General features: G+C 73.6%; 19 protein-coding genes. 17 read left to right on the plus strand and 2 right to left on the minus strand.

Annotated elements, in window-relative coordinates; translation table 11 throughout:
• Positions 1–10: 10 nt before the first annotated feature.
• Entirely contained in the window at positions 11–1,018 is a 1,008-nt protein-coding gene (locus ACP6CK_RS23805; RefSeq protein WP_426955811.1) for a Bug family tripartite tricarboxylate transporter substrate binding protein, read from the minus strand.
• A 96-nt stretch (positions 1,019–1,114) separates the two neighbouring features.
• Between ACP6CK_RS23805 and ACP6CK_RS23810 the strand changes: the two genes are divergently transcribed.
• From ACP6CK_RS23810 to ACP6CK_RS23865, 12 genes are all read left to right on the plus strand, one after another.
• Positions 1,115–1,864 (plus strand): IclR family transcriptional regulator, encoded by a 750-nt coding sequence (locus ACP6CK_RS23810; RefSeq protein ID WP_426955812.1) that lies wholly within the window; start codon positions 1,115–1,117, stop codon positions 1,862–1,864.
• A gap of 80 nt (positions 1,865–1,944) precedes the next feature.
• Positions 1,945–2,994 carry an amidohydrolase family protein gene (locus tag ACP6CK_RS23815; RefSeq protein WP_426955813.1) on the plus strand — a complete coding sequence of 350 codons (1,050 nt, stop codon included), beginning with the start codon at positions 1,945–1,947 and terminating at the stop codon, positions 2,992–2,994.
• A 27-nt stretch (positions 2,995–3,021) separates the two neighbouring features.
• Positions 3,022–3,990, plus strand: a complete 969-nt coding sequence (locus ACP6CK_RS23820; RefSeq protein WP_426955814.1) for a Bug family tripartite tricarboxylate transporter substrate binding protein — start codon at positions 3,022–3,024, stop codon at positions 3,988–3,990.
• A gap of 30 nt (positions 3,991–4,020) precedes the next feature.
• The gene (locus ACP6CK_RS23825; RefSeq protein WP_426955815.1) at positions 4,021–4,755 is read left to right on the plus strand and encodes an RraA family protein; all 735 of its coding nucleotides are present in this window, start codon (positions 4,021–4,023) and stop codon (positions 4,753–4,755) included.
• Between the two features lie 50 nt (positions 4,756–4,805).
• A complete protein-coding gene (locus tag ACP6CK_RS23830) occupies positions 4,806–5,750 on the plus strand; it encodes a tripartite tricarboxylate transporter substrate-binding protein (protein ID WP_426955816.1) in 945 nt (314 codons plus the stop codon).
• Positions 5,751–5,755: 5 nt separating this feature from the next.
• The gene (locus ACP6CK_RS23835) at positions 5,756–6,073 is read left to right on the plus strand and encodes an NIPSNAP family protein (RefSeq protein ID WP_426955817.1); all 318 of its coding nucleotides are present in this window, start codon (positions 5,756–5,758) and stop codon (positions 6,071–6,073) included.
• A 17-nt stretch (positions 6,074–6,090) separates the two neighbouring features.
• On the plus strand, positions 6,091–7,035 hold the full coding sequence (locus ACP6CK_RS23840) for an SMP-30/gluconolactonase/LRE family protein (protein ID WP_426955818.1): 945 nt from the start codon (positions 6,091–6,093) through the stop codon (positions 7,033–7,035).
• 185 nt (positions 7,036–7,220) lie between these two features.
• On the plus strand, positions 7,221–8,081 hold the full coding sequence (locus ACP6CK_RS23845; RefSeq protein WP_426955819.1) for a hypothetical protein: 861 nt from the start codon (positions 7,221–7,223) through the stop codon (positions 8,079–8,081).
• Positions 8,072–9,436, plus strand: a complete 1,365-nt coding sequence (locus ACP6CK_RS23850; protein WP_426955820.1) for a cytochrome c peroxidase — start codon at positions 8,072–8,074, stop codon at positions 9,434–9,436. Before ACP6CK_RS23845 ends, ACP6CK_RS23850 begins: the two co-directional genes overlap by 10 nt.
• A 23-nt stretch (positions 9,437–9,459) precedes the next feature.
• Positions 9,460–10,554 carry a TAXI family TRAP transporter solute-binding subunit gene (locus tag ACP6CK_RS23855; RefSeq protein WP_426955821.1) on the plus strand — a complete coding sequence of 365 codons (1,095 nt, stop codon included), beginning with the start codon at positions 9,460–9,462 and terminating at the stop codon, positions 10,552–10,554.
• Positions 10,555–10,570: 16 nt separating this feature from the next.
• Positions 10,571–11,548, plus strand: coding sequence for a Bug family tripartite tricarboxylate transporter substrate binding protein (locus ACP6CK_RS23860; protein WP_426955822.1), 978 nt, complete (start codon positions 10,571–10,573; stop codon positions 11,546–11,548).
• Between the two features lie 46 nt (positions 11,549–11,594).
• Positions 11,595–12,809, plus strand: a complete 1,215-nt coding sequence (locus tag ACP6CK_RS23865) for an MFS transporter (RefSeq protein WP_426955823.1) — start codon at positions 11,595–11,597, stop codon at positions 12,807–12,809.
• A 210-nt stretch (positions 12,810–13,019) separates the two neighbouring features.
• Here the strand turns inward: ACP6CK_RS23865 and ACP6CK_RS23870 are convergent, their stop codons facing one another.
• Positions 13,020–13,736, minus strand: coding sequence for a FadR/GntR family transcriptional regulator (locus ACP6CK_RS23870; protein WP_426955824.1), 717 nt, complete (start codon positions 13,734–13,736; stop codon positions 13,020–13,022).
• Positions 13,737–13,840: 104 nt separating this feature from the next.
• Here ACP6CK_RS23870 and ACP6CK_RS23875 point away from each other — a divergent pair, with 104 nt between their 5' ends.
• Genes ACP6CK_RS23875 through ACP6CK_RS23895 form a run of 5 tightly spaced genes read left to right on the plus strand, consistent with a single transcriptional unit; the run spans position 13,841 to position 19,519 of the window.
• On the plus strand, positions 13,841–15,010 hold the full coding sequence (locus ACP6CK_RS23875; RefSeq protein ID WP_426955825.1) for an alpha/beta hydrolase family protein: 1,170 nt from the start codon (positions 13,841–13,843) through the stop codon (positions 15,008–15,010).
• Between the two features lie 12 nt (positions 15,011–15,022).
• The gene (locus ACP6CK_RS23880; protein WP_426955826.1) at positions 15,023–15,994 is read left to right on the plus strand and encodes a Bug family tripartite tricarboxylate transporter substrate binding protein; all 972 of its coding nucleotides are present in this window, start codon (positions 15,023–15,025) and stop codon (positions 15,992–15,994) included.
• The gene (locus ACP6CK_RS23885) at positions 15,991–16,875 is read left to right on the plus strand and encodes an amidohydrolase family protein (RefSeq protein ID WP_426955827.1); all 885 of its coding nucleotides are present in this window, start codon (positions 15,991–15,993) and stop codon (positions 16,873–16,875) included. The genes ACP6CK_RS23880 and ACP6CK_RS23885 overlap by 4 nt, the downstream gene beginning before the upstream one ends.
• Positions 16,872–17,342, plus strand: a complete 471-nt coding sequence (locus ACP6CK_RS23890) for a (2Fe-2S)-binding protein (protein ID WP_426955828.1) — start codon at positions 16,872–16,874, stop codon at positions 17,340–17,342. Before ACP6CK_RS23885 ends, ACP6CK_RS23890 begins: the two co-directional genes overlap by 4 nt.
• The gene (locus ACP6CK_RS23895; protein WP_426955829.1) at positions 17,339–19,519 is read left to right on the plus strand and encodes a molybdopterin cofactor-binding domain-containing protein; all 2,181 of its coding nucleotides are present in this window, start codon (positions 17,339–17,341) and stop codon (positions 19,517–19,519) included. The genes ACP6CK_RS23890 and ACP6CK_RS23895 overlap by 4 nt, the downstream gene beginning before the upstream one ends.
• Positions 19,520–19,613 lie beyond the last annotated feature (94 nt).

Raw genomic sequence — 19,613 nt, forward strand, 5'->3', positions numbered from 1 at the left:
CTTCTCCCCGTCAGTCGAGCACGATGTTCGCGGCCTGCGCCACGCGCCGCCAGCGCGCGATCTCGGCCCGCTGGAAGGCGCCGTATTCCTCCGGCGTGCCGCCGGCCACGGTGTAGCCACCCGATTCCAGGGCTTCCGCCACGGCGGGCTCGCGCAGGATGGCGGTGATCTCGGCGGCGATCTCCCGCAGCAGCGGCGCGGGCGTCGCGGCCGGTGCCATCACGGCCTGCCAGGAACTCACGTCGAAGTCGGGGAGACCGGCCTCGGCGGCGGTCGGCACCTCCGGCAGCAAGGGGCTGCGCCGCGCCGCCGTGACCATGAGCGCGCGCAGCCGCCCGTCCCGCACCGGGCCGATGATGGAGCCCAGACCCTGGAAGGAGATGGGGACGGTGCCGGCCAACTGGTCCATCACCGCCGTCGCGCCGCCGCGGGAGGGGACGTGGGTCGCCTCTGTCCCGGTCATCTGGGTGAAGAGCTCCATCGTCAGGTGGGGCGAGGAGCCGATGCCGCTGGTGGCGTGGAAGACGCGCCCGGGCCGTGCCTTCATCCAGGCGACGAGTTCCGCGAGGTTGGAGACCGGCGCCACGGCCGGATTCACCACGAGCACGTTGGGCGTGGTCACCGCGAGCGTCACCGGCGCGAAGTCAACCAGCGGATCGTAGCCCGGGTTGCGGTAGAGCACCGCGTTCAGCGCGAAGGCGCCGATCGAGCCGACCATCATCGTGTGCCCGTCCGGCGTCGCGCGGGCGAGCAGCCGCGCCGCGACCTGGCCGTTGGCGCCGGGCCGGTTCTCCACCACCACGGGCTGGCCGCGCCGTTCCGACAGCCGCGTGCTGAAGGCGCGCGCCGCGATGTCGGAGGCGCCGCCCGGCGCGAAGGGGACGAGGAGCGTGACCGGGCGTGCCGGCCAGGAGGATTGCGCCAGCGCTGGCCGCGCTATGCCGAGGGCGGCCAGCAGCCCGAGCGCATGGCGCCGCCGAAGCGGCGCCCACGCAGGCGCGCGCGCGATCCCGTTCATGGCGTTCCTCCGGGTACTGGCGGGTTCGGTAGCACCCGGCCTCCGCACAGCGCAAGCAACTTCCATTCTGTGGAAGCGGCTGCTATGGCGTGAGCCATGAGGAGCGTTCGTGCGGTCAGACCGGGGCCCTCCAAGGCCAGCCCGGCGCCGGAGAGCCCGGAGGCGGACGGCAACGTCCGTGCGGTCGAGCGCGCGCTGCTCATCCTCGGCACCTTCGCGGATGGCGAGAGCGCGCTGCCCCTGGTCGAGATCGCGCGCCGCGCCGGCCTGCACCTGACCACCGCGCTGCGCCTTCTCGGCACGCTGGAGAGCCACGGCTTCGTGCAGCGTCTGGGCAGTGGCGGTTACGCGCTCGGCCCGCAGCTCCTGGTCCTGGGGGAACGGTTCCGGCGCGGCCTGCGGCTGGAGGAGCACGTGATGCCCGCGCTCGGCCGGCTGCGGGAGGAGAGCCGCGAGAGCGCCGCCTTCTTCGTGCGGGAGGGCGAGCAGCGCCGCTGCCTCTTCCGCCTGGACAGCCCGCAGCCCGTACGCACGATCGCGCGCGTCGGCGAGATCGCGCCCCTCGGCATCGGCGCCTATGGCCGCGCCCTGGTGGCACTAGCGACCGCGCCACCGCCGCATCTTCCCATCATCAGCCGCGGCGAGCGCCTGGCGGAGGTCGCGGCCATCGCGGCGCCCGTGCTGGATGCGCGCGGCACGGTGGCCGGGGCCATCGGCATCACCATGCCGCTCTATCGCTTCGACGCGGCGGCGGAGGCGCTCTGCGTGCCGCTCGTCATGGCGGAGGCGGCCGCGCTGACGCGCGCGCTCGGCGGCGATCCCGCGCCGGTCGCCGCGCTGGCCTGACAGAACGGAAACGGTCCCATGCCCCACGCCTTCGGTTGTCCGCAGCGAAGAGGGGTGCATGGTGGCGGGAGGATCAACGCATGAGCAGCCATCAGCCCTATCTCGCGGTCCGTCCCGACTGGCTGGCAACGCAGAGGGAAGAGGCGCTGGACCCGGGTCAGCTCATCATCGACCCGCATCATCACCTCTGGGACCGGCCGGGCTGGCGCTACCTGCTCGACGAGATCCTGGCGGACATCCGCACCGGCCATGACGTGCGGGCGACCGTCCTCGTCCAGGCGCGCGCGATGCATCGCGCCGAGGGGCCGGAGGCGATGAAGCCGGTGGGCGAGACGGAGTTCGCCAACGGCATCGCCGCCATGTGCGCAAGCGGCGGCTACGGTGACGTCCGCGTCTGCGCGGGCATCGTCGGCTTCGCCGACCTGCGCCTGGGTGACGCCATCCGCCCCGTGCTGGACGCCCATGTCACCGCGGGTGGCGGGCCAGAGGGGAGGTTTCGCGGCATCCGGCACATCGCCACCTGGGACCCGGAGCCAGAATTGCTGAATCCGGCCTATCTGCCGGCCGAGGACATGCTGGACAGCCCCGGCTTCCGCGCGGGCTTCGCGCATCTCGGAAAGCTCGGGCTCAGCTACGACGCCTGGCTCTACTTCCACCAGATCCCCCGGTTAACGGCACTCGCGCGGGCCTTCCCGGAGACGCCGATCGTGCTGAACCACTGCGGCGGCGTGCTCGGCATCGGGCGCTTCGCGGGGAAGCGGGGCGAGGTGTTCGCCCAGTGGTCGGCCGCGATGCGCGACCTCGCCGCCTGCCCGAACGTGATGGTGAAGGTCGGCGGCCTGGGCATGCGGCTGCCGGGCTTCGGCTTCGAGGCGCGGGAGCGCGCGCCGTCCTCCGAGGAGCTGGCCGAGGCGTGGAGGCCCTGGATGGAGGGCTGCATCGCCGCCTTCGGTCCGTCCCGCTGCATGTTCGAGAGCAACTTCCCGGTGGACAAGGGCAGCTACAGCTACGCCGTCGGCTGGAACGCGATGAAGCGCATCGCGGCGGGCGCGAGCGAGGCGGAGAAGGCGGATCTCTTCTGGCGCAGCGCCGCGCGCTTCTACCGCCTGCCCGGCTTTCCGGCCGCCTGAACGAAGAACGAAGGAGGAGGGACTTCCATGAGCATCACGAGACGGCTTGTCCTGGCCAGCGGCGCCGCGGCCGCGCTGCCGGCGCGGGCCCAGCCCGCCTATCCCTCGCGCCCGATCCGGCTGATCGTGCCCTTCGCGGCGGGCGGGCCGAGCGACATCATCGCCCGCATCGTCGCGCCTCACATGGCGCAGACGCTGGGCCAGCCCGTGGTGATCGACAACCGCGTGGGCGCCGGCGGCGTGACGGGCGTGGACCTCATCGCGAAGGCGGCGCCGGACGGATACACCTTCGGCATCGGCAGCGCGGGGGGGCTGGCGATCTCGCCCGGCCTGGGACGCGGAACGCCCTACGACCCCGTGCGCGACCTGGCGGCGGTGACGCTCGCCGCGCTGGTGCCGGAGCCGCTGGTGGTGCCCGGCGCCTCCTCCTTCCGCACGATTCAGGAGTTGATCGCGGGCGCGAAGGCGCGGCCGGGTTCGCTGAATTTCGGCTCCACCGGCAATGGGTCCATGCCGCACCTCGCGGCGGAGCAGCTGCGGGCCGCGGCCGGGCTGGACCTCGTCCATATCGCCTACAACTCCGGAGGGCAGCTCGCGACCGCGGTGCTGCGCAACGAGGTGCAGCTCGGCTTCGCGGACCTGCCCGTGCTGCTCTCGAACATCCAGGCCCGGTCCTTGCGGGCGCTGGCCGTGGGCACGCCGGAGCGGCTGTCCTGGATCCCCGACGTGCCGACCTTCCGCGAATCCGGCCTGCCCGGCGTGGATGCGAGCAACTGGCACGGCTTCATCGCCCCGGCGCGGATGGCGGCCGGTCCGCTGGACGCCATCCGGCGCGCGGCCATCGCGGCCCTGCAAGATGCGGACGTGAAGAAGCGACTGAACGAGCAGGGCGCCATCCCCGGTGGCAACAGCCCGGAGGAGTTCGGCGCCTTCATCGCCTCCGAGAACGCCAAGTGGGGCGAGGTCATCCGGCGGAACAACATCAGCCCCGATTGAAGGCTGGCCTCTGGTTGATGGGAGCAAGGTATGAAGCCTGAGAAGACGCTGACCGGCCGCGTCCCGCGCGAGGCGGTGCGCCGGATGGAGTTGCCGCCGCTGGACCCGGCCCTGCTGGACCGCCTGCGCGCGCTGGAGGACCTGACGGGCGCGCTGTCCGACGCGATGGACGATCTCGGCCTCTTCGGCGCGGTGCCGGCGTCCGTGCTGCGGCCGACCCTGCCGGGTAAGCGGATCGTGGGGCAGGCGGTGACCGTGCGCAACGCGGAGCGGCCGGAAACCCCGACCGAGGCCGCGCGGATCGGCAAGAGCGGCATGGGCGAGCACGAGGCCTACAACCTCGCGGAACCCGGGAATGTCGTGGTGATCGAGGGGCTGGCGGGCGTCTCCAACATGGGTGGCCAGTCCGCGACGCTCGCGCATCGCTCCGGCCTGGCGGGCGCGGTGATCGATGGGTCCCACCGCGACCCCGACGCATCGCGGGAGAACGGCTTTCCCATCTGGTCCCGCGGCGTCACGCCGATCACCGGCAAGTGGCGCCTCCGCACCGTGGAGGTAAACGGCCCCGTCCGCATCGGCGGCGTGCTGGTGGAGGCCGGAGACGTGGTGGCGGCGGACGAGGCCGGCATCGTCTTCATCCCCCTCGCGCGCGTGGAGGAGGTGCTGCGCGAGGCCGAGCGGATCGACGCCGGGGACACGAAGCAGAAGGGCGACATCGCGTCCGGCGTGGACCTCGGGACGCTCGCCCGCACGAAATACAAGTGACGCGACCGCCGTCCAGCGGCGGAACAAGAATCAGAGGGGAAGGAACGGTGATGCGCCGAGCGATTCTGGCCGGCCTGCTGGGGCTGAGCCTGGGGGCGCCGCCCGCCGGCGCGGCGGAGGTGCTGCGGCTGCTGTCGGGCTTTGCGCCCGGCGGGCCGGTGGATCAGATCGCGCGAGTGATCGCGCCGACCCTCGGCACCGAGCTCGGGCGGACGGTGGTGATCGAGACGCGGGCCGGCGCCGGCGGCACCATCGCCGCCCAGGCGGTGGCGCGCGCGCCGGCCGATGGGAACACGCTGCTGATCACCACCTCCAGCCTCGTCATCACCGCGGGCACGGTGCCGAACCTGCCCTATGATCCTCGGCGCGACCTGGAGCCGCTCTACTATCTCGGCCCGGTGCAGACGATGCTGGTGGCGCGTCCTTCGCTCGGCGTGCGCAGCATGGCGGACCTCGTCGCGATGGCGCGGCGCGGGCAGCGGCTGAGCTACGGTTCCACCGGAGTCGGCTCGACCATGCATATCGGCGGCGAGCTGTTCAACATCGCCACCGGATCGCAGGCGACGCATGTGCCCTATCGCGGCGCGGCGCCGGCGATCACGGACCTCGTGGCGGGCAACATCGACATGCTGAACGCCGACATCCCGGTGCTCCGGCCCTTCGTGCTGGATCGCCGGGTCGTGCCGCTGGTGGTCTATGACACGCAGCGCTCCCCGCACCTTCCCGACGTGCCGACGGCGACGGAGGTCGGGCTGCCCGCGCTGGACATGAGCAACTGGTATGCCGTCCTCGCGCCCGCCGGGGTGCCGGATGCGGTGTTGCGGGAGCTGGAGGCCGGTCTCGCCCGCACGCGCGCCAATCCGGAGGTCGCGGCGCGGCTGGCGGAGGCCGGCTTCGGCGCGCCGCTGGACCGGGCCGCCTTCCGCGCGAAGTTCGCGGCGGATTACGACCGCTGGGTGCCCTTCGTGCAGCGCGCCGGCATCCGGTCGGAGTAGGCGGCATGATCATCGAGCACCGTACCTACACCCTGCCGCACGGCACGATGGAGGCGTACCTCAAACGGTATGAGGAGCACGCGCTGCCCTTGCAGCTGAAGCATCTCGGTCGGCTGCTGGGCTTCTTCGTGACGGAGATCGGGACGCTGAACCAGGTCGTCCATCTCTGGGCCTATGACAATCTGGCGGACCGGGAGGCGCGCCGAGCGGCGCTGGAGGCCGATCCGGGATGGACCGCATTCAAGCGCATCAACGCCGGCTCCTTCGTCGCGCAGGAGGTGAAGATCCTGCGCGCCACCGCCTTCTCGCCCCGTCTGGCCTGAGCGCCGAACTCGAGGACATGCCCGTTATGTGGGAACCGAGCACCCGCTACCCCGATCCGGCCATCCGCGCGCTGGACCCGAGCTTCGAGAAGTATCACCTGCCGCTGGCCGGCGTGGAGCGGTTGGCCACGGGCTGCCGCTGGGCCGAGGGGCCGGTCTGGTTCGGCGACAGCCGCACGCTGCTGTGGAGCGACCTGCCCAACGACCGGATCATGCGCTGGGACGAGATCACCAGCACGACGAGCGTCTTTCGCCATCCGGCCAACTTCGCGAACGGCAACACGCGGGACCGGCAGGGCCGGCTGGTCACGGCCGAGCATGGCCGCCGCGTCACGCGCACGGAGTATGACGGGACCGTCACCGTGCTGATGGACCGCTTCGAGGGGAAGCGGTTGAACTCTCCGAACGATATCGTGGTGAAGTCGGACGGCTCGATCTGGTTCACCGATCCGCCCTTCGGCATCGCCGGCCACTACCAGGGTCACAAGGCGGAGCAGGAGATCCCGGGCGCCGGGAACATCTACCGCCTCGATGGGGTGACGGGGCGGGCGACGATCGTCGCGGATGATGTGCTCGGCCCGAACGGCCTCGCCTTCTCGCCGGATGAGTCGATCCTCTACGTCATCGAATCCCGGTCCCGGCCGCGGGTGATCCGCGCCTTCGACGTGGATGGAGAGGGGCTGCGCAACGGTCGCGTCTTCCTCGATGCCGGGCCGGGCACGCCGGACGGGTTCCGGGTGGATGTGGACGGGAACCTCTGGTGCGGCTGGGGCATGGGTGATCCGGAGCTGGACGGCGTGCGCGTGTTCAACAGCAGCGGCGCGCCGATCGGCCACATCCACCTGCCGGAGCGCTGCGCGAATGTCTGTTTCGGCGGGAGGGGACGCTCGCGCCTCTTCATGGCGGCGAGCCACTCGGTCTACGCGCTCTACGTGAACACCCAGGGGGCCGCGGGCGGCTGAGGGCGGGGGACCTCGCAATTGCGAGCCCTTCTCATTATGGTCGGCTGAGGCCGGGCCGTCCCCATCGGGGCGGCGCCGGCCCTGCCCGTGGCGGATGCGGTCCGGCGTGCCGGCCGCCATCGTCCCGTGCGCAGCCGCACGGCGCCGGCGCGACCCCGCCGGTTCGCACCGCGCCAGGAGGCCCCATGCCCGACGATCCCGAGACACCCCGCCCACCGTTGGTGACGCACCGCACGAAGCTCTGGCTCGGCCTCGGCGTCTTCGCCATGGCGGGCGGTGCCCAGGCTCAGACGCATGGCGGCCACGCCGCGCCTGCTGCCCGCGGCACGGCCGGACGCGGGGGCGGAGAGGGCGGCGAAGGGGGCGAGGGCGGGGAGGGGGGCGAGGCCGGAGTCCTCGCGCAGGCGCCGCCGGATGTCGTCTTCGCCGTACGGCTGATGCAGGTGCGGGGCCATCTCTCGGTCGGGATGGAGCTCGCCCGCCTCGGTGCCTGGAACGAGGCGGTGGTGCATTTCCTTCACCCCGCCGAGGAGATCTACGCGAAGCTCCGCCCCGATCTGCGGCGGCGCCGGCTGACGGGCTTCGCGGCGGAGCTGGACGCGCTGGCCACCCGCGTCCGCCGGCGCCGCGGCGGGCCGGAGCTGGAGGCGCTGCACCGCGCCCTGCTGGCGAAGGTGGACCGCGCCTGGGCCGGCATTCCGCCCGGCGTGCGGGAGGGCACGCCCTTCATCGGCGACGTCGCGTCCCGCACCCTGCGCGCCGCCGATCTGGAATACGCGGCCGCCCTCGAGGACGGGCGCTTCGCGAATGTCGTGGAGTACCAGGACAGCCGCGGCTTCGTGGCGGAGACGGTCGCGCTGCTGGCGCGCCACGAGGCGGCGCTGCGGGCGAGGAGCGCGGCGTCCTGGGATGCCGCGGGCGAGGCGATGGCGGCGCTGCGCCGCGCCTGGCCCGCGCCGCGCCCGCCCGATGTGCCGGTGCTCACCCCCGGGGAAGTCTCGGCCCTCGTCTCGCGTTTCGAGCTGGCCGCGCAGGGATGGCGCTGAGCGGGACCCGGCTTCTCGATCTCGGGCTGGGCGCGGCGCTGGCCTTTGCGGCGGGGGCGACGGCGCTCGCCGTTGCGACGCCAGGGCCTGCGCCGGATGACTCGGCGCTGCGGGTGGCTTTCCGCCGCCCGGACGGCCTGCCGGAAGCGCCCCAGGACAACCCGGCGAGCCCGGCGAAGGAAGAACTGGGACGGCGACTCTTCTTCGACCCGGCTCTTTCCGCCAGCGGCACCACGGCCTGCGCCTCCTGCCACCAGCCCGCGCGGGGCTTCTCCGATGGACGGCCGCTGGCGCGCGGCGCGGATGGACGGCCGCTGCGGCGCCGGACGCCGACGCTCTGGAACCTCGCCTGGGCGCCCTTCCTCTTCTGGGATGGCCGTGCCGAAGGGCTGGAGGCCCAGGCCGAGGCGCCGATCGAGGCGCATGAGGAGATGGGCCAGCCGCTGGACGCCCTGGTAGAGCGGCTGGGGCGCGATGCCTCGTGGCGGCGGGATTTCGGCGCCGCCTTTCCGGACGATCCGGCGCCGGTGTCGCGGCGGAACCTCACGCGCGCCATCGCCGCCTGGGAACGGACGCTCGTCTCCCCGCGCACCCGCTTCGACGCCTGGGTGGAGGGCGACGACGGCGCCCTGACCGCGTCGGAGCGGCGCGGGCTCGATCTTTTCACCGGGCGTGGGGGCTGTGCCGCCTGCCATTCCGGCTGGGCCTTCACCGATTACGCCTTCTACGACATCGGCCTGCCTTCGCGGCCCGGCGCCGCGCCGGACCTCGGCCGCGGACCGGTGATCGGGATCGCCCGCGCCGACCGCGCTTTCAAGACGCCCACTCTACGAGAGACGCTGCGCGGCGGCGACGCGCCCTACATGCATGACGGATCGGTCCCGACGCTCGCCGCCGTGGTGGACCACTACGCCGCCGGCGTGGAGGAACGCCCGACCCTGGCGCCCGAGCTGCCGCGGCGGCTGGACCTTTCCCCCGCGGATCGCGCCGATCTTCTCGCCTTCCTCGCGACCCTCACCTCCTCGCCCGATGCGCCCCTGCCGCGCGCTGCCACGCCGCCTCCCGCCACGCCGCCCTCGGCTGGGCCGCCGCAGCGCCTGGCCCGCGTGTCGCAGCGCGGGCGGCAATTCGCGCCGGGGCGGGTCTCCCTCACGCGCGGCGGCGTGCTGGAGATCGCGAACGACGATACCACGATACACAACATCCGCGTGGACGCGCCCGAGTTGCGGCTGAACAGCGGGGTGCAGGACCCCGGCCAGACCGTGCGCTGGCGTCTCGACCGCCCGGGCCGCTTCGTCGCCTTCTGCGGCATTCACCCGCGGATGCGGCTGGAGATCGAGGTGGCGGCTCCCTGAGCGGCCGTCGCGCGGCGGCCGCCTTGCCCGGCGCGGGCGCCAGCCCGCATGATCTCGGTTCCGGGGAATCCTCCGGCAACCGCGGCCAGCGCGGAGGAACGGCGCCGATCCGGCATCCCGCCTGGGCGCGGGCAAAGGCCGGGCGGGCGAAGAGGGAGGCGGGGACGCGCATGGGGCTCGATCGTCGTGACGTCCTGATCGGCGCAGCGGGAGGCGCCGTGCTGCCGGCGGCCGGCCGGGCGCAGGCGCCGCTGCGCCTCACCCTCGGTACGGCGACGCCGGGCGGCGGCTTCCCTGTCTTCGGCGCGGCCTTCGCGGCCGCCATCGCGGCCGCCGACCCGGCCCTGGTGATCGAGACGCGCAACACCGCCGGCAGCCTGGAGAATGTCGGCCTGCTCGCCGATGGTCGCCTCGACATCGCCCTGGTCGCGGGGGAGACGGCGACGGCGGCGCTCGGGCGCGGTGCCGGGATCACCCTCGCGGCGGCGATGTATTCCAGCCCCGGCCTCTTCGCGCTGCGCGCCGACGCGCCGGAGCGCGGGATCATGGCGCTGCGCGGCCAGCGCATCGCCTGGGGTGCGCGCAGCTCTGGCCTCGTCGTGCTCGCGCGGCAGGTGATGGCGGGGCTCGGCCTCGACATCGAGCGGGACTTCGACCCGGTCTTCCTGGACCGCGCGGGGGACGGTCCGCCCATGGTGCTGGAACGGCGGGTCGCCGCCTTCTGGGGCGCGGGCGTCGGCTGGCCGGGCTTCGTCGCGATCGCCGATTCACCCGTTGGCATCCGCTTCCTGGCGCCCGATGCGGCGGAGCGGGCGCGCATCCTGGCGGCCGATGCTTCCCTGAAGGAGATGGCGCTTCCCGCCGGCAGCTATCGCGGCCAGGACGCGGCAGTGCCGACGGTCGGCAACTGGAGCGTCGTCCTCGCCCGCCCGGGCCTGCCGGAGGAGAGCGGCCACCGTCTGGCCGCCGCGCTGCATGCCGCCCGGGCCGACATCGCCCGCCGCCTGCCGCAGGCGAGCGAGACGACGGCGGAGAACACGGTGGCCGCCGCGCCAGGCCCTGACAGCATCCACCCCGGCGTGCGCCGCTTCCTGCGCGACGCCGGTCTGCTGCGTTGAGCGCAGAGGAGACGCCATGACCATCACGCGAAGGGCCGCCCTGCTGGCCACGGGCGGGCTGCTCGCCGCGCCCGCCGTCCGGGCGCAGGGCTTCCCGGCCCGCAACGTCACGCTGATCGTGGGCGCGCCGCCCGGCGGCACGGCGGACGCGCTGGGTCGCCTCGTCGCGCGCGGCCTGTCGGAGGAATGGGGCGGCGCCACTGTCGTCGTGGACAACCGCGGCACGGCGGGCGGCCAGTTGGCGGCGGAGACGGTCGCCCGCGCGGCGCCGGATGGCCACGTGCTGCTGCTGGCGAACACGAACGTGCTCGCGATCAACCACGCGCTCAGCCCCCGCCAGCCCTACGACACGATGCGGGACTTCGCCTTCGTCGGGCCGGTGGCGAACTGGCCGCTCGTCCTGGCGGTGCGGCCGGACCTCGGCATCTCCTCCCCGGGGGAGCTGATCGCGCGCGCGAAGGCGCAGCCGGGGCGGCTGAACGCGGCCTCCGCCGGCAACGGGACGGCGATGCACCTGGCGGTCGCGATGCTGAACCGTCTCGCCGGGACGGAGATCACACATGTCCCCTATCGCGGCAGCGGTCCGGCGATGAACGACATGCTGGCGGGCCAGGGCGTGCAGATGATCTTCGAGCCGACGGCGACGCTGCTCGGCCCGATCCAGTCGGGCGCGCTGCGCGGGATCGCGGTGGCCGGGGCACGCCGCGCCGCCGCCCTGCCGGAGCTTCCGACCCTGTCGGAAGCCGGGCTGACCGGCTTCCTGGTCACGCAGTATCACGGCGTCGTCGCGCCGGCCGCGACGCCAGTGCCGCTGGTTGCGTCCATCAACGCCGCGCTGAACCGGGCCATGGGGCGCGCCGAGATCCGTGAAAGGCTCCTCGCCCTGGGCGCGGAGCCGATGTCCGCGACGCCCGGGGAGTTCGCCGCCTTCGTGCGAGAGGAGATCCCGCGCTGGGCCGAGATCGTCCGCCTCTCCGGGGCGCAGAACGACTGAGCGGCGTGACCCGAAGACCTGTGGTGCGGAAGCGGCGGCACGCCCGATGAGGGGCCGCCTCGGCACGCCCGGCGGCCTGCTGCTCCTCTCGCTCGGCGCGATGTTCCTGCAGCAGACCTTCGCCTCGCTCGGCAAGACCCTGCCGCCGGTCATCGCGCCGGCCATTATCGCGGACCTCGCGCTCGATCCGGCCTGGCTCGGCGTCTATGTCGGGCTCGCCTCCCTCGCCGCGCTGCTGTTCCAGCTCGGCTGCGGCGGCTTCATCCTGCGCCACGGTGCGCTGCGGATGAGCCAGGCGGCGCTCGTCCTGCTCGCCATCGGGCTGGCCTCGGCCACGGTGGGGCCGCTGCTGCTCTTCGCGCTCTCCGCGATCATCGGGGGCGGCGGCGCGGCGGTGTCCACCCCGGCCAGCTCGCACCTCCTCGGCCGCTACTCGCCGCCGCGACAGGCGCCGCTCGTCTTCTCCATCAAGCAGACGGCGGTGCCGGCGGGGCTGCTGCTGGGCGGGCTGCTCGGGCCGCTGCTGACGGGGTGGTGGGGCTGGCGCAGCGCGCTGCTGGCTTCCGCCGTGGCCTGCGTGATCTTCGCGATCGCCCTCCAGCCGCTGCGGCGCGAATTCGACGCCGACCGGGTGCCGGACCGCGCGATCCGCCTGTCCGATTTCGGGATGACGGTCACGACCGTCCTGCGCAGCCGTGACCTGCGCCACCTCGCGCTGGCCTGCTTCGCCTTCAACGGACTGCAGACCGTGTTCACCGCGTATTTCGTGCTCTACCTCACGGATCTCGGCCACGGGCTGGCCCCGGCGGGCTTCGTCTTCTCGGTGGCGATGTTCGTCGCGGTGCCCTGCCGCATCCTCTGGGGCTGGCTCGGCAGCGGGCATGTCGCGCCCGGCACGGTGATGGGCGGCCTCGCCCTCGGCATGGCCGCGAGCGCGGTCGTGATGGGCCTCTATGATGCCGATTGGCCGGTGTTCCTGATCGGGCTCGTGGCCGCCGGCCTGAGCGCTACGGTCATGTCCTGGCACGGCGTGCTGCTGGCCGAGACGGCGCGGTTGGCGCCGGAGGGCATGCGCGGGGCCGCCACCGGCGGCGTGCTCTCCTTCGGGCAGGTCGGCGCGCTGCTGATGCCGCTGGTCTACGCCCTCATCCTCGGCGTGACGGGGCGGCACGGCCTCGGCTTCATCCTGTGTGGCCTTCCGGCGCTGCTCGTTGGTGCGGCGTTGCTGCGCGGGGAGCGGGCCGGTTCTCGATTGGATTGAGCGGTGGCGCGGGAGACCCCGGGGGAGAGAAGGAATTCTCTCCCCCGGACCCCCACTCATCTTTTTCTATCGGGCTGCCGCGGAAGGTGGAGATGGGCGTGACCCCGTCTCCGCCTTCCGCGGCAGCCTGACAAAAAGAGAAGCGGGTGAGGGGGGCTGGGGAGAGGGAGAATTCCTTCTCCCTCTCCCCAGGGCCGCCACCACAGCCGATCAGAAGCCTCCCTCGTCCCCCGTCGCCGCGCCGAGGCTGCGGCGGAGCCCGTCGAAGTGCCTGACCATGGCGCGCCGTGCGGCTTCGCCATCCCGGGCGGCGATGGCGTCGAGGATCGGCTGGTGCTCCGGCTGCAGCGCGGCCCAGTCCTCCACCTCCAGCAGGTGCCGAAAGCCCGTGGCCTGGGAGCGGGAGAGGAGATCGGCGGCCATCTCCTCCAGCAGCGGATTACCGGAGGCTCGGAGGATGGCGAGGTGGAACTCGCGGTTGAAATCCGTGCCGCGCAGGACCTCCGGCGACAGCAGGCCGATCATGCGCAGCGGGCGGGCGATGGCCTCCACCTGCTCCGGCGTGGCGCGCAGGGCGGCCAGCCCCGCGGCCTTGGCCTCGATCGCCTCCCGCGCCTCCCACAGGGCCAGCAGCCCGTCCCGCCCCGCCGCCAGCCGCATCCGCCGGAGGCGCGTGAGGTCCGGCACGCTCTCCGCGCGGAGGTAGCGCCCGCCGCCGGGGCGGCTCTCCACCACGCCCTGCACCTCCAGCGCGCGGAAGGCCTCGCGGATCACCAAGCGGCTGACGCGCCACCGGGCCTCCAGCGCGCGCTCGCTGGGGAAGCGGTCGTCGAGGCGGATCTCGCCATCCTCCACCAGCCGGCCGATGCGGTGGATGACCTGTTCCGACAATCGGGCGCCCGGCGCGGGGGGGAGGGGCTCGTCCATGGGATCTTCTTGACGGGCGACGGGGGGCGCCTCAACCTCGAATTGGATTACCCAATTTCAGGCGGCCGGACGAGAGCCGCCGGAGAGCAAGAGCAGGAAGCGCCATGGTTGCCGACGCCGTCCCGAGCTGGACGGATCATTTCCCCGGGAATTTCCTGTGGTCGAACGCCATGCTCGTCTGCAAGGGCATGGCGCCCTATGGCGCGGTGGCCCTGCGCGACCTGGACCGCATCGGCGCGCGGCTGCGCGGCCGCCAGGGTGAAGCGAACGCCTGGGCCGAGGAGTGGAGCGCCGAGGCCGACACGCTGGAGGCGCGCGCTGCCGATGCGCTGAGCCCCGAGACGGCGGGACATCTCCTGCTACGCGCCGGGATGATCCGCTTCACCGGGGAACGCTTCGTCCCGCCCGGGCCGGAGAAGCGCGCCATGGGGGAGCGCTCCTATCGCGCGCTCCATGCCGGGCTCCGCGCCCGCCACCCGGAGATCGAGTTCGTCGAGGTGCCCTATGAGGGCACCACCCTGCCGGCGCTGTTCATGAAGGCGCCGGGCGTGACGGGACGTGCGCCCGTCGTCGTCGTCTTCGACGGCATGGACAACGCGAAGGAGATGAGCGTGCTCTTCGCCGGGCTGGAGTTCGCCCGACGCGGTATGCACACCCTGGCCATCGACGGCCCGGGCCAGGGCGAGACGCTGCGCCTGCGCGGGATGAGTTCCCGCCACGATTACGAGGTGGCGGGCAGCGCCGCCTTCGACTACCTCGCCGCCCGGCCCGATGTGGACCCGCGGCGCGCGGTGGTGATGGGCTATTCCTTCGGCGGCTACTACGCCGTGCGCGTGGCGGCTTATGAGCCGCGCTACGTGGCGGCCGTGGCGCTGACGGCGCCGCACTGGGACCTGGCCGGCTTCCAGCGCGGCGTGCGGGACAAGGCGCGGGCGGCGGGGCAGACCATCGCGCAGTCCAACTTCCAGTTCCGCTGGGTGGTCGGCGCGCCCGACGACGAAGCGGCCATCGCGATCGCGGAGCGCTTCGACGTGGCCGGCGCCGCCGCGCGGGTGGAGTGCCCCTTCCTCGTCACGCATGGCGCGGAGGATCGCGTGATCCCGGTCGCCAATGCCCCGAAGCTGCACGAGGCGCTGGGCACCCGCCGCAAGTCGCTCCGCATCTTCACGGCCGAGGAGGGCGGTGCGCAGCACGCCCATGTGGACGACCGCCAGATCGGCATCGATCACGCCGCCGATTGGATCATCGAGACGCTGCGCCAGGAAGCGGGCTAGAGGGGAACCGGGATGATCCATCGTCGCGCCGCCATCGCCGCCTCGCTCTCGGTCCTCGCCGCGCCGGCGGTGCGGGCGCAGACGCGTCCTCTGGTGATCGTCGTCGGCGCCCCGCCGGGCGGCACCGCGGACGGCGTGGGACGCGTCCTGGCAGAGGCGATGCGCGGCGAGATGGGCGGCATCGTCGTGGTGGAGAACCGCGGCGGCGGCAGCGGGCTGGAGGCAGCGGACCGGCTGGTGCGCGCCGAGCCCGACGGCCAGACCCTGCTGATGGCGAACACCAGCGTGCTGGCCATCAACCCGAGCCTCTATCCCCGGCTCACCTACGACCCGCTGCGGGACTTCGCCTTCGTCGGCAAGGTCGCGACGGTGCCGATCGTCCTGGCGGTGCGGCGGGAGCTGGGCGTGCGCAGCGTGCCGGAGCTGATCGCGATGGCGAAGCGCCGGCCCGGGGCGCTGAACTTCGGCTCCGCCGGCACGGCGACGGCGATGCACCTGGCGGGCGTGCTGTTCAACCAGATGGCCGGCACCGACATCACTCACATCCCCTTCCGCGGCAGCGCGCCGGCGGTGACGAACCTCATCGGCGGCCAGGGGCTGGACATGATGTTCGAGCCGGCGGCGACGCTGCTCGAGCACATCAACCGCGGCGCGCTTGTGGCGCTGGCGGTGGCGGACGGGCAGCGGGCCACCGCCCTGCCCGACGTGCCGACCATGTCGGAGGCGGGGCTGACCGGCTATCTCGCGACTCAGTATTTCGGGCTTGTCGCGCCGGCGGCGACGCCGGCCGCCACGGTGCGAAGGCTGAACGAGGCGATGCTGCGCGGCCTGGGCAGCGACGCGACGCGGGACCGGCTGAAGGCGCTCGGCGCGGAGCCCGCGCCCTCCTCTCCGGAGGAGCTGCGCGCCTTCGTGACGGAGGAGATCCCGCGCTGGCGGGATCTGGTCCGCATCTCTGGTGCGCAGCTGGATGGCGGCGGATGAGCGAGGCCCCGCCCTGCGCCGCGCCGGACCGGGCGCCGCGCGCCCCCGCGCTGCCGATTCCGCCGCTGGCCTGCGACACGCATCTGCACGTCTTCGGCCCGGCGGATCGCTACCCCTACCAGCCGACGCGCGCCTACACGCCGCCGGATTCCCCCGTGCCCGAGATGGAGGCGCTGCACCGTGCTCTCGGGATCGGCCGCGCCGTGCTGGTGCAGGCGAGCGTGCACGGCACCGACAACCGCGCCATCCTCGACGCGGTGGCGACGGACCCCGCGCGGTACCGCGCCATCGCATCCGTCACCGAGGAGGTGACGGATGCCGAGTTGCGGCGCCTGCACGCGGGCGGGGTGCGCGGCTTCCGGGTGAACCTCGTGGACAAGGGCGGCATGCCCTTCCGGTCCCTCGCCTCGCTGGAGGCGGTGGCGGAGCGGGTCCGCGACCTTGGCTGGCACGCGGAGCTGCTGGTGCATGTCGAGGAGAGCGCGGAGTTCCGAGAGATCGCACGCCGGCTGCCGATCCCGGTCTCGGTCGGGCATCTCGGCTACACGAAGGCGGCGGTCGCGATGTCCCATCCCGGCTACCGGGAGTTCCTGGCGCTTCTGCGGGACGGGCGCTGCTGGGTGAAGCTGACGGGGCCTTACCGCATCTCTGCCCGGGATCGCGCGCCCTATGACGACGTGGCGCCGCTGGCGCATGCGGTGGTGGAGGCGGCCCCGGACCGGATCGTCTGGGGCAGCGACTGGCCGCATGTCATGCTCAAGGGCGTGATGCCGAACGACGCGGAGCTGCTGGAGCTGCTGGAGGACTGGGTGCCCGACGCGGCGCTGCGGCACCGGATCCTCGTGGACAATCCTGCCGCGCTCTACGGCTTCGACGGATGACCACGGCCTTCGCGCTGAACGGCGAGCCGGTCGCGACGGAGCTGCCGCCCGAGACGCCGCTCATCCACGTGCTGCGGGACGGCTTCGGCCTCTTCGGCACGCGCTGGGGCTGCGGGGCAGAGGCCTGCGGCGCCTGCCTCGTGCTGCTGGACGGGAGGGCCGTCCATTCCTGCACCCTGGCGCTGGACGCGGTGGCCGGACGCGGCGTGCGCACGGTGGAAGGTCTGGGCACTCCGGCCGCGCCGCACCCCCTGCAGGCGGCCTTCCTGGAGGAGCAGGCGGGGCAGTGCGGCTACTGCCTCTCCGGCATCCTGGTCCGGGCCGCGGCGCTGCTGGCGGAGAACCCCGATCCCGACGCGGCCGCGGTGCGCGCCGCGCTGGACGGGAATCTTTGCCGCTGCGGCGCGCATAACCGCATCGTCCGCGCCGTGCTCCGCGCCGCGGCGGCCATGAGGGCGGCGGCGTGAGCGGCACCGTCCCGGCCAACCCGCCGGGGGATGCCGCGCCCCCGCGCAGTGCCGATGTCGGACCGCCGCCCGCGCCGCCGAAGCTGCCCGGCAGCCTGGAGGCGAACCGGCGCCTCTCGCGGTGGCTGCGCGTCCTGCCCGAGGGGCGCGTGGTCGTCACCCCCGGCAAGGTGGAGATCGGCCAGGGCATCCTGACCGCGCTCGCGCAGATCGTCGCGGATGAGCTCGACGTGGCCTATCCCCGCGTCTCGGTGGAGCCGGCGACGACGGAGTCCAGCCCGAACGAGGGCGTGACCTCCGGCAGCCGCTCGGTCGAGGACAGCGGCCTCGCCCTGCGCCACGCCTGCGCGGCGGCGCGGGCCATCCACCTGGGCGTCGTCGCCCAGCGCAGCGGCGTCCCGGTCGAGGCGCTGCGGGTGGAGGACGGCCGCTTCCTCGCGCCCGATGGGCGGGAGGTCGGCTCGTACTGGGCGGAGGCGGCCTCGGGCCTGCTCGAGACCGACGCGCCGCACGGCGTGCGGCCGAAGGACCCCTCGGCCCGGCGCGTCGCCGGCACGGCAGCGCCCCGGCTGGACCTGCCGGACAAGGTGTTCGGCGCGCCGCGCTTCCTGCACGACCTGCGCCTGCCGGGAATGCGCTTCGCGCGCGTTATCCGCCCGCCCTCCCGCGGCGCGCGCCTCGTGGCGGTGCCGGAGGCTCCGGAGGGGGCGCGCATCGTGGCGGATGGGAGCTTCCTCGCGGTCGTCTGTGAGACCGAGGCAGAGGTGGCGGCGGTCGCGCCCCGCATCGCCGCCTGCGCGCGCTGGGCGGAGCGGGACAGCCTGCCACCGGCCGCCGAGCTGCCGGACCGGATGCGGGCGGGGCCGGTGGACACGGTCTTGATCGCCGACCGCCCGGAGCCGCCGGCCACCCCGGCCCGGACCCTCCGCGCGGACTTCTTCCGCCCCTATCTCGCCCACGCCTCCATGGGGCCGAGCTGCGCCGTCGCCCGCTGGACCGCGGAGCGCGGGGGCGCGCTGGAGGTCTGGTCGCACTCTCAGAACATCTTCGGCCTGCGCCGCGACCTCGGCCTCGCGCTCGGCCTGCCGATCGAGGCGATCGCCGTGCACCACCGGGAGGCGGCGGGCTGCTACGGCCACAACGGCGCCGACGACGTGGCGCTGGACGCGGCGCTGGTGGCGCGCGCGATCCCCGGCACGCCGGTCCGCCTGCAATGGAGCCGGGAGGACGAGCTGGGCTGGTCGCCCTTCGCCCCTGCCATGCTCGTCTCCGTGGAGGCGGCGGTGGCGGAGGACGGGCGGCTGCTGTCGTGGAAGCAGGACATCCACGGCAACGGCCACGTCACCCGCCCCGGCCTCACGCCGCTGCCGTCACTGCTCGCGGCCGGGCATCTCGAACACTCCTTCGAGCAGCCGCCGGCGCTGAACCCGAGCCCGGCCACGGGCGGCGGCGCGGACCGCAACGGCACGCCGCCCTATGACACCGGCGGGCTCTCAGTGCGGGTGCATCGCTGGCTCGAGATGCCGCTCCGCACCTCCTCCTTCCGCGCGCTGGGCGCCATGGCGAACGTGCTGGCGATCGAGAGCGTCATGGACGAGCTGGCCACGGCCGCCGGGCGCGATCCGGTCGAGTATCGCCTCGCGCATCTCGCCGATCCCCGCGCCCGCGCCGTGATCGAGGCGGCCGCGGCGATGGCCGGGCCCGCGCCGGCGGGCCGCGGGGAAGGGCGGGGGCGCGGTCTTGCCTACGCCCGCTACAAGGGCACGAGCGCCTGGTGCGCGGTGGTGGCGGAGGTCGAGGCCGAGGCGGAGATCCGCGTCCGCCGCCTCTGGATCGCCGCGGATGCCGGGGAGGTGGTGAACCCGGAGGGCGCCGCGCACCAGATCGAGGGCGGCGCCGTGCAGGCCGTCTCCATCGCGCTGAAGGAGGCCGTGACCTTCGACGCCCGCGCCGTGACGAGCAACAGCTGGGACGGCTACCCGATCCTGCGCTTCTCCGAGGTGCCGGAGGCCGAGGTGCGGCTCATCGCGCGGCCGGAGGAGCGGCCGCTCGGCGTCGGGGAATGCGCGACGGGACCGACCGTGGCCGCCATCGCGAACGCGATCCACGACGCGCTCGGCGTGCGCGTCCGGCGCATGCCCTTCACCGTGGAGGCGATCGCGGCCGCGGCGGGGTAGGGTGCTTCGGTCTGCGTCCGGGTGGCGGATGGCTGCCTTTGGTGGCCGCACCGGAAAGTCGGTGCGCCCGGCGTTGCCAGAGGGGCAGACGGCA

This window comes from Muricoccus radiodurans (genome assembly GCF_050154705.1).
GTDB lineage: Bacteria > Pseudomonadota > Alphaproteobacteria > Acetobacterales > Acetobacteraceae > Roseomonas > Roseomonas radiodurans.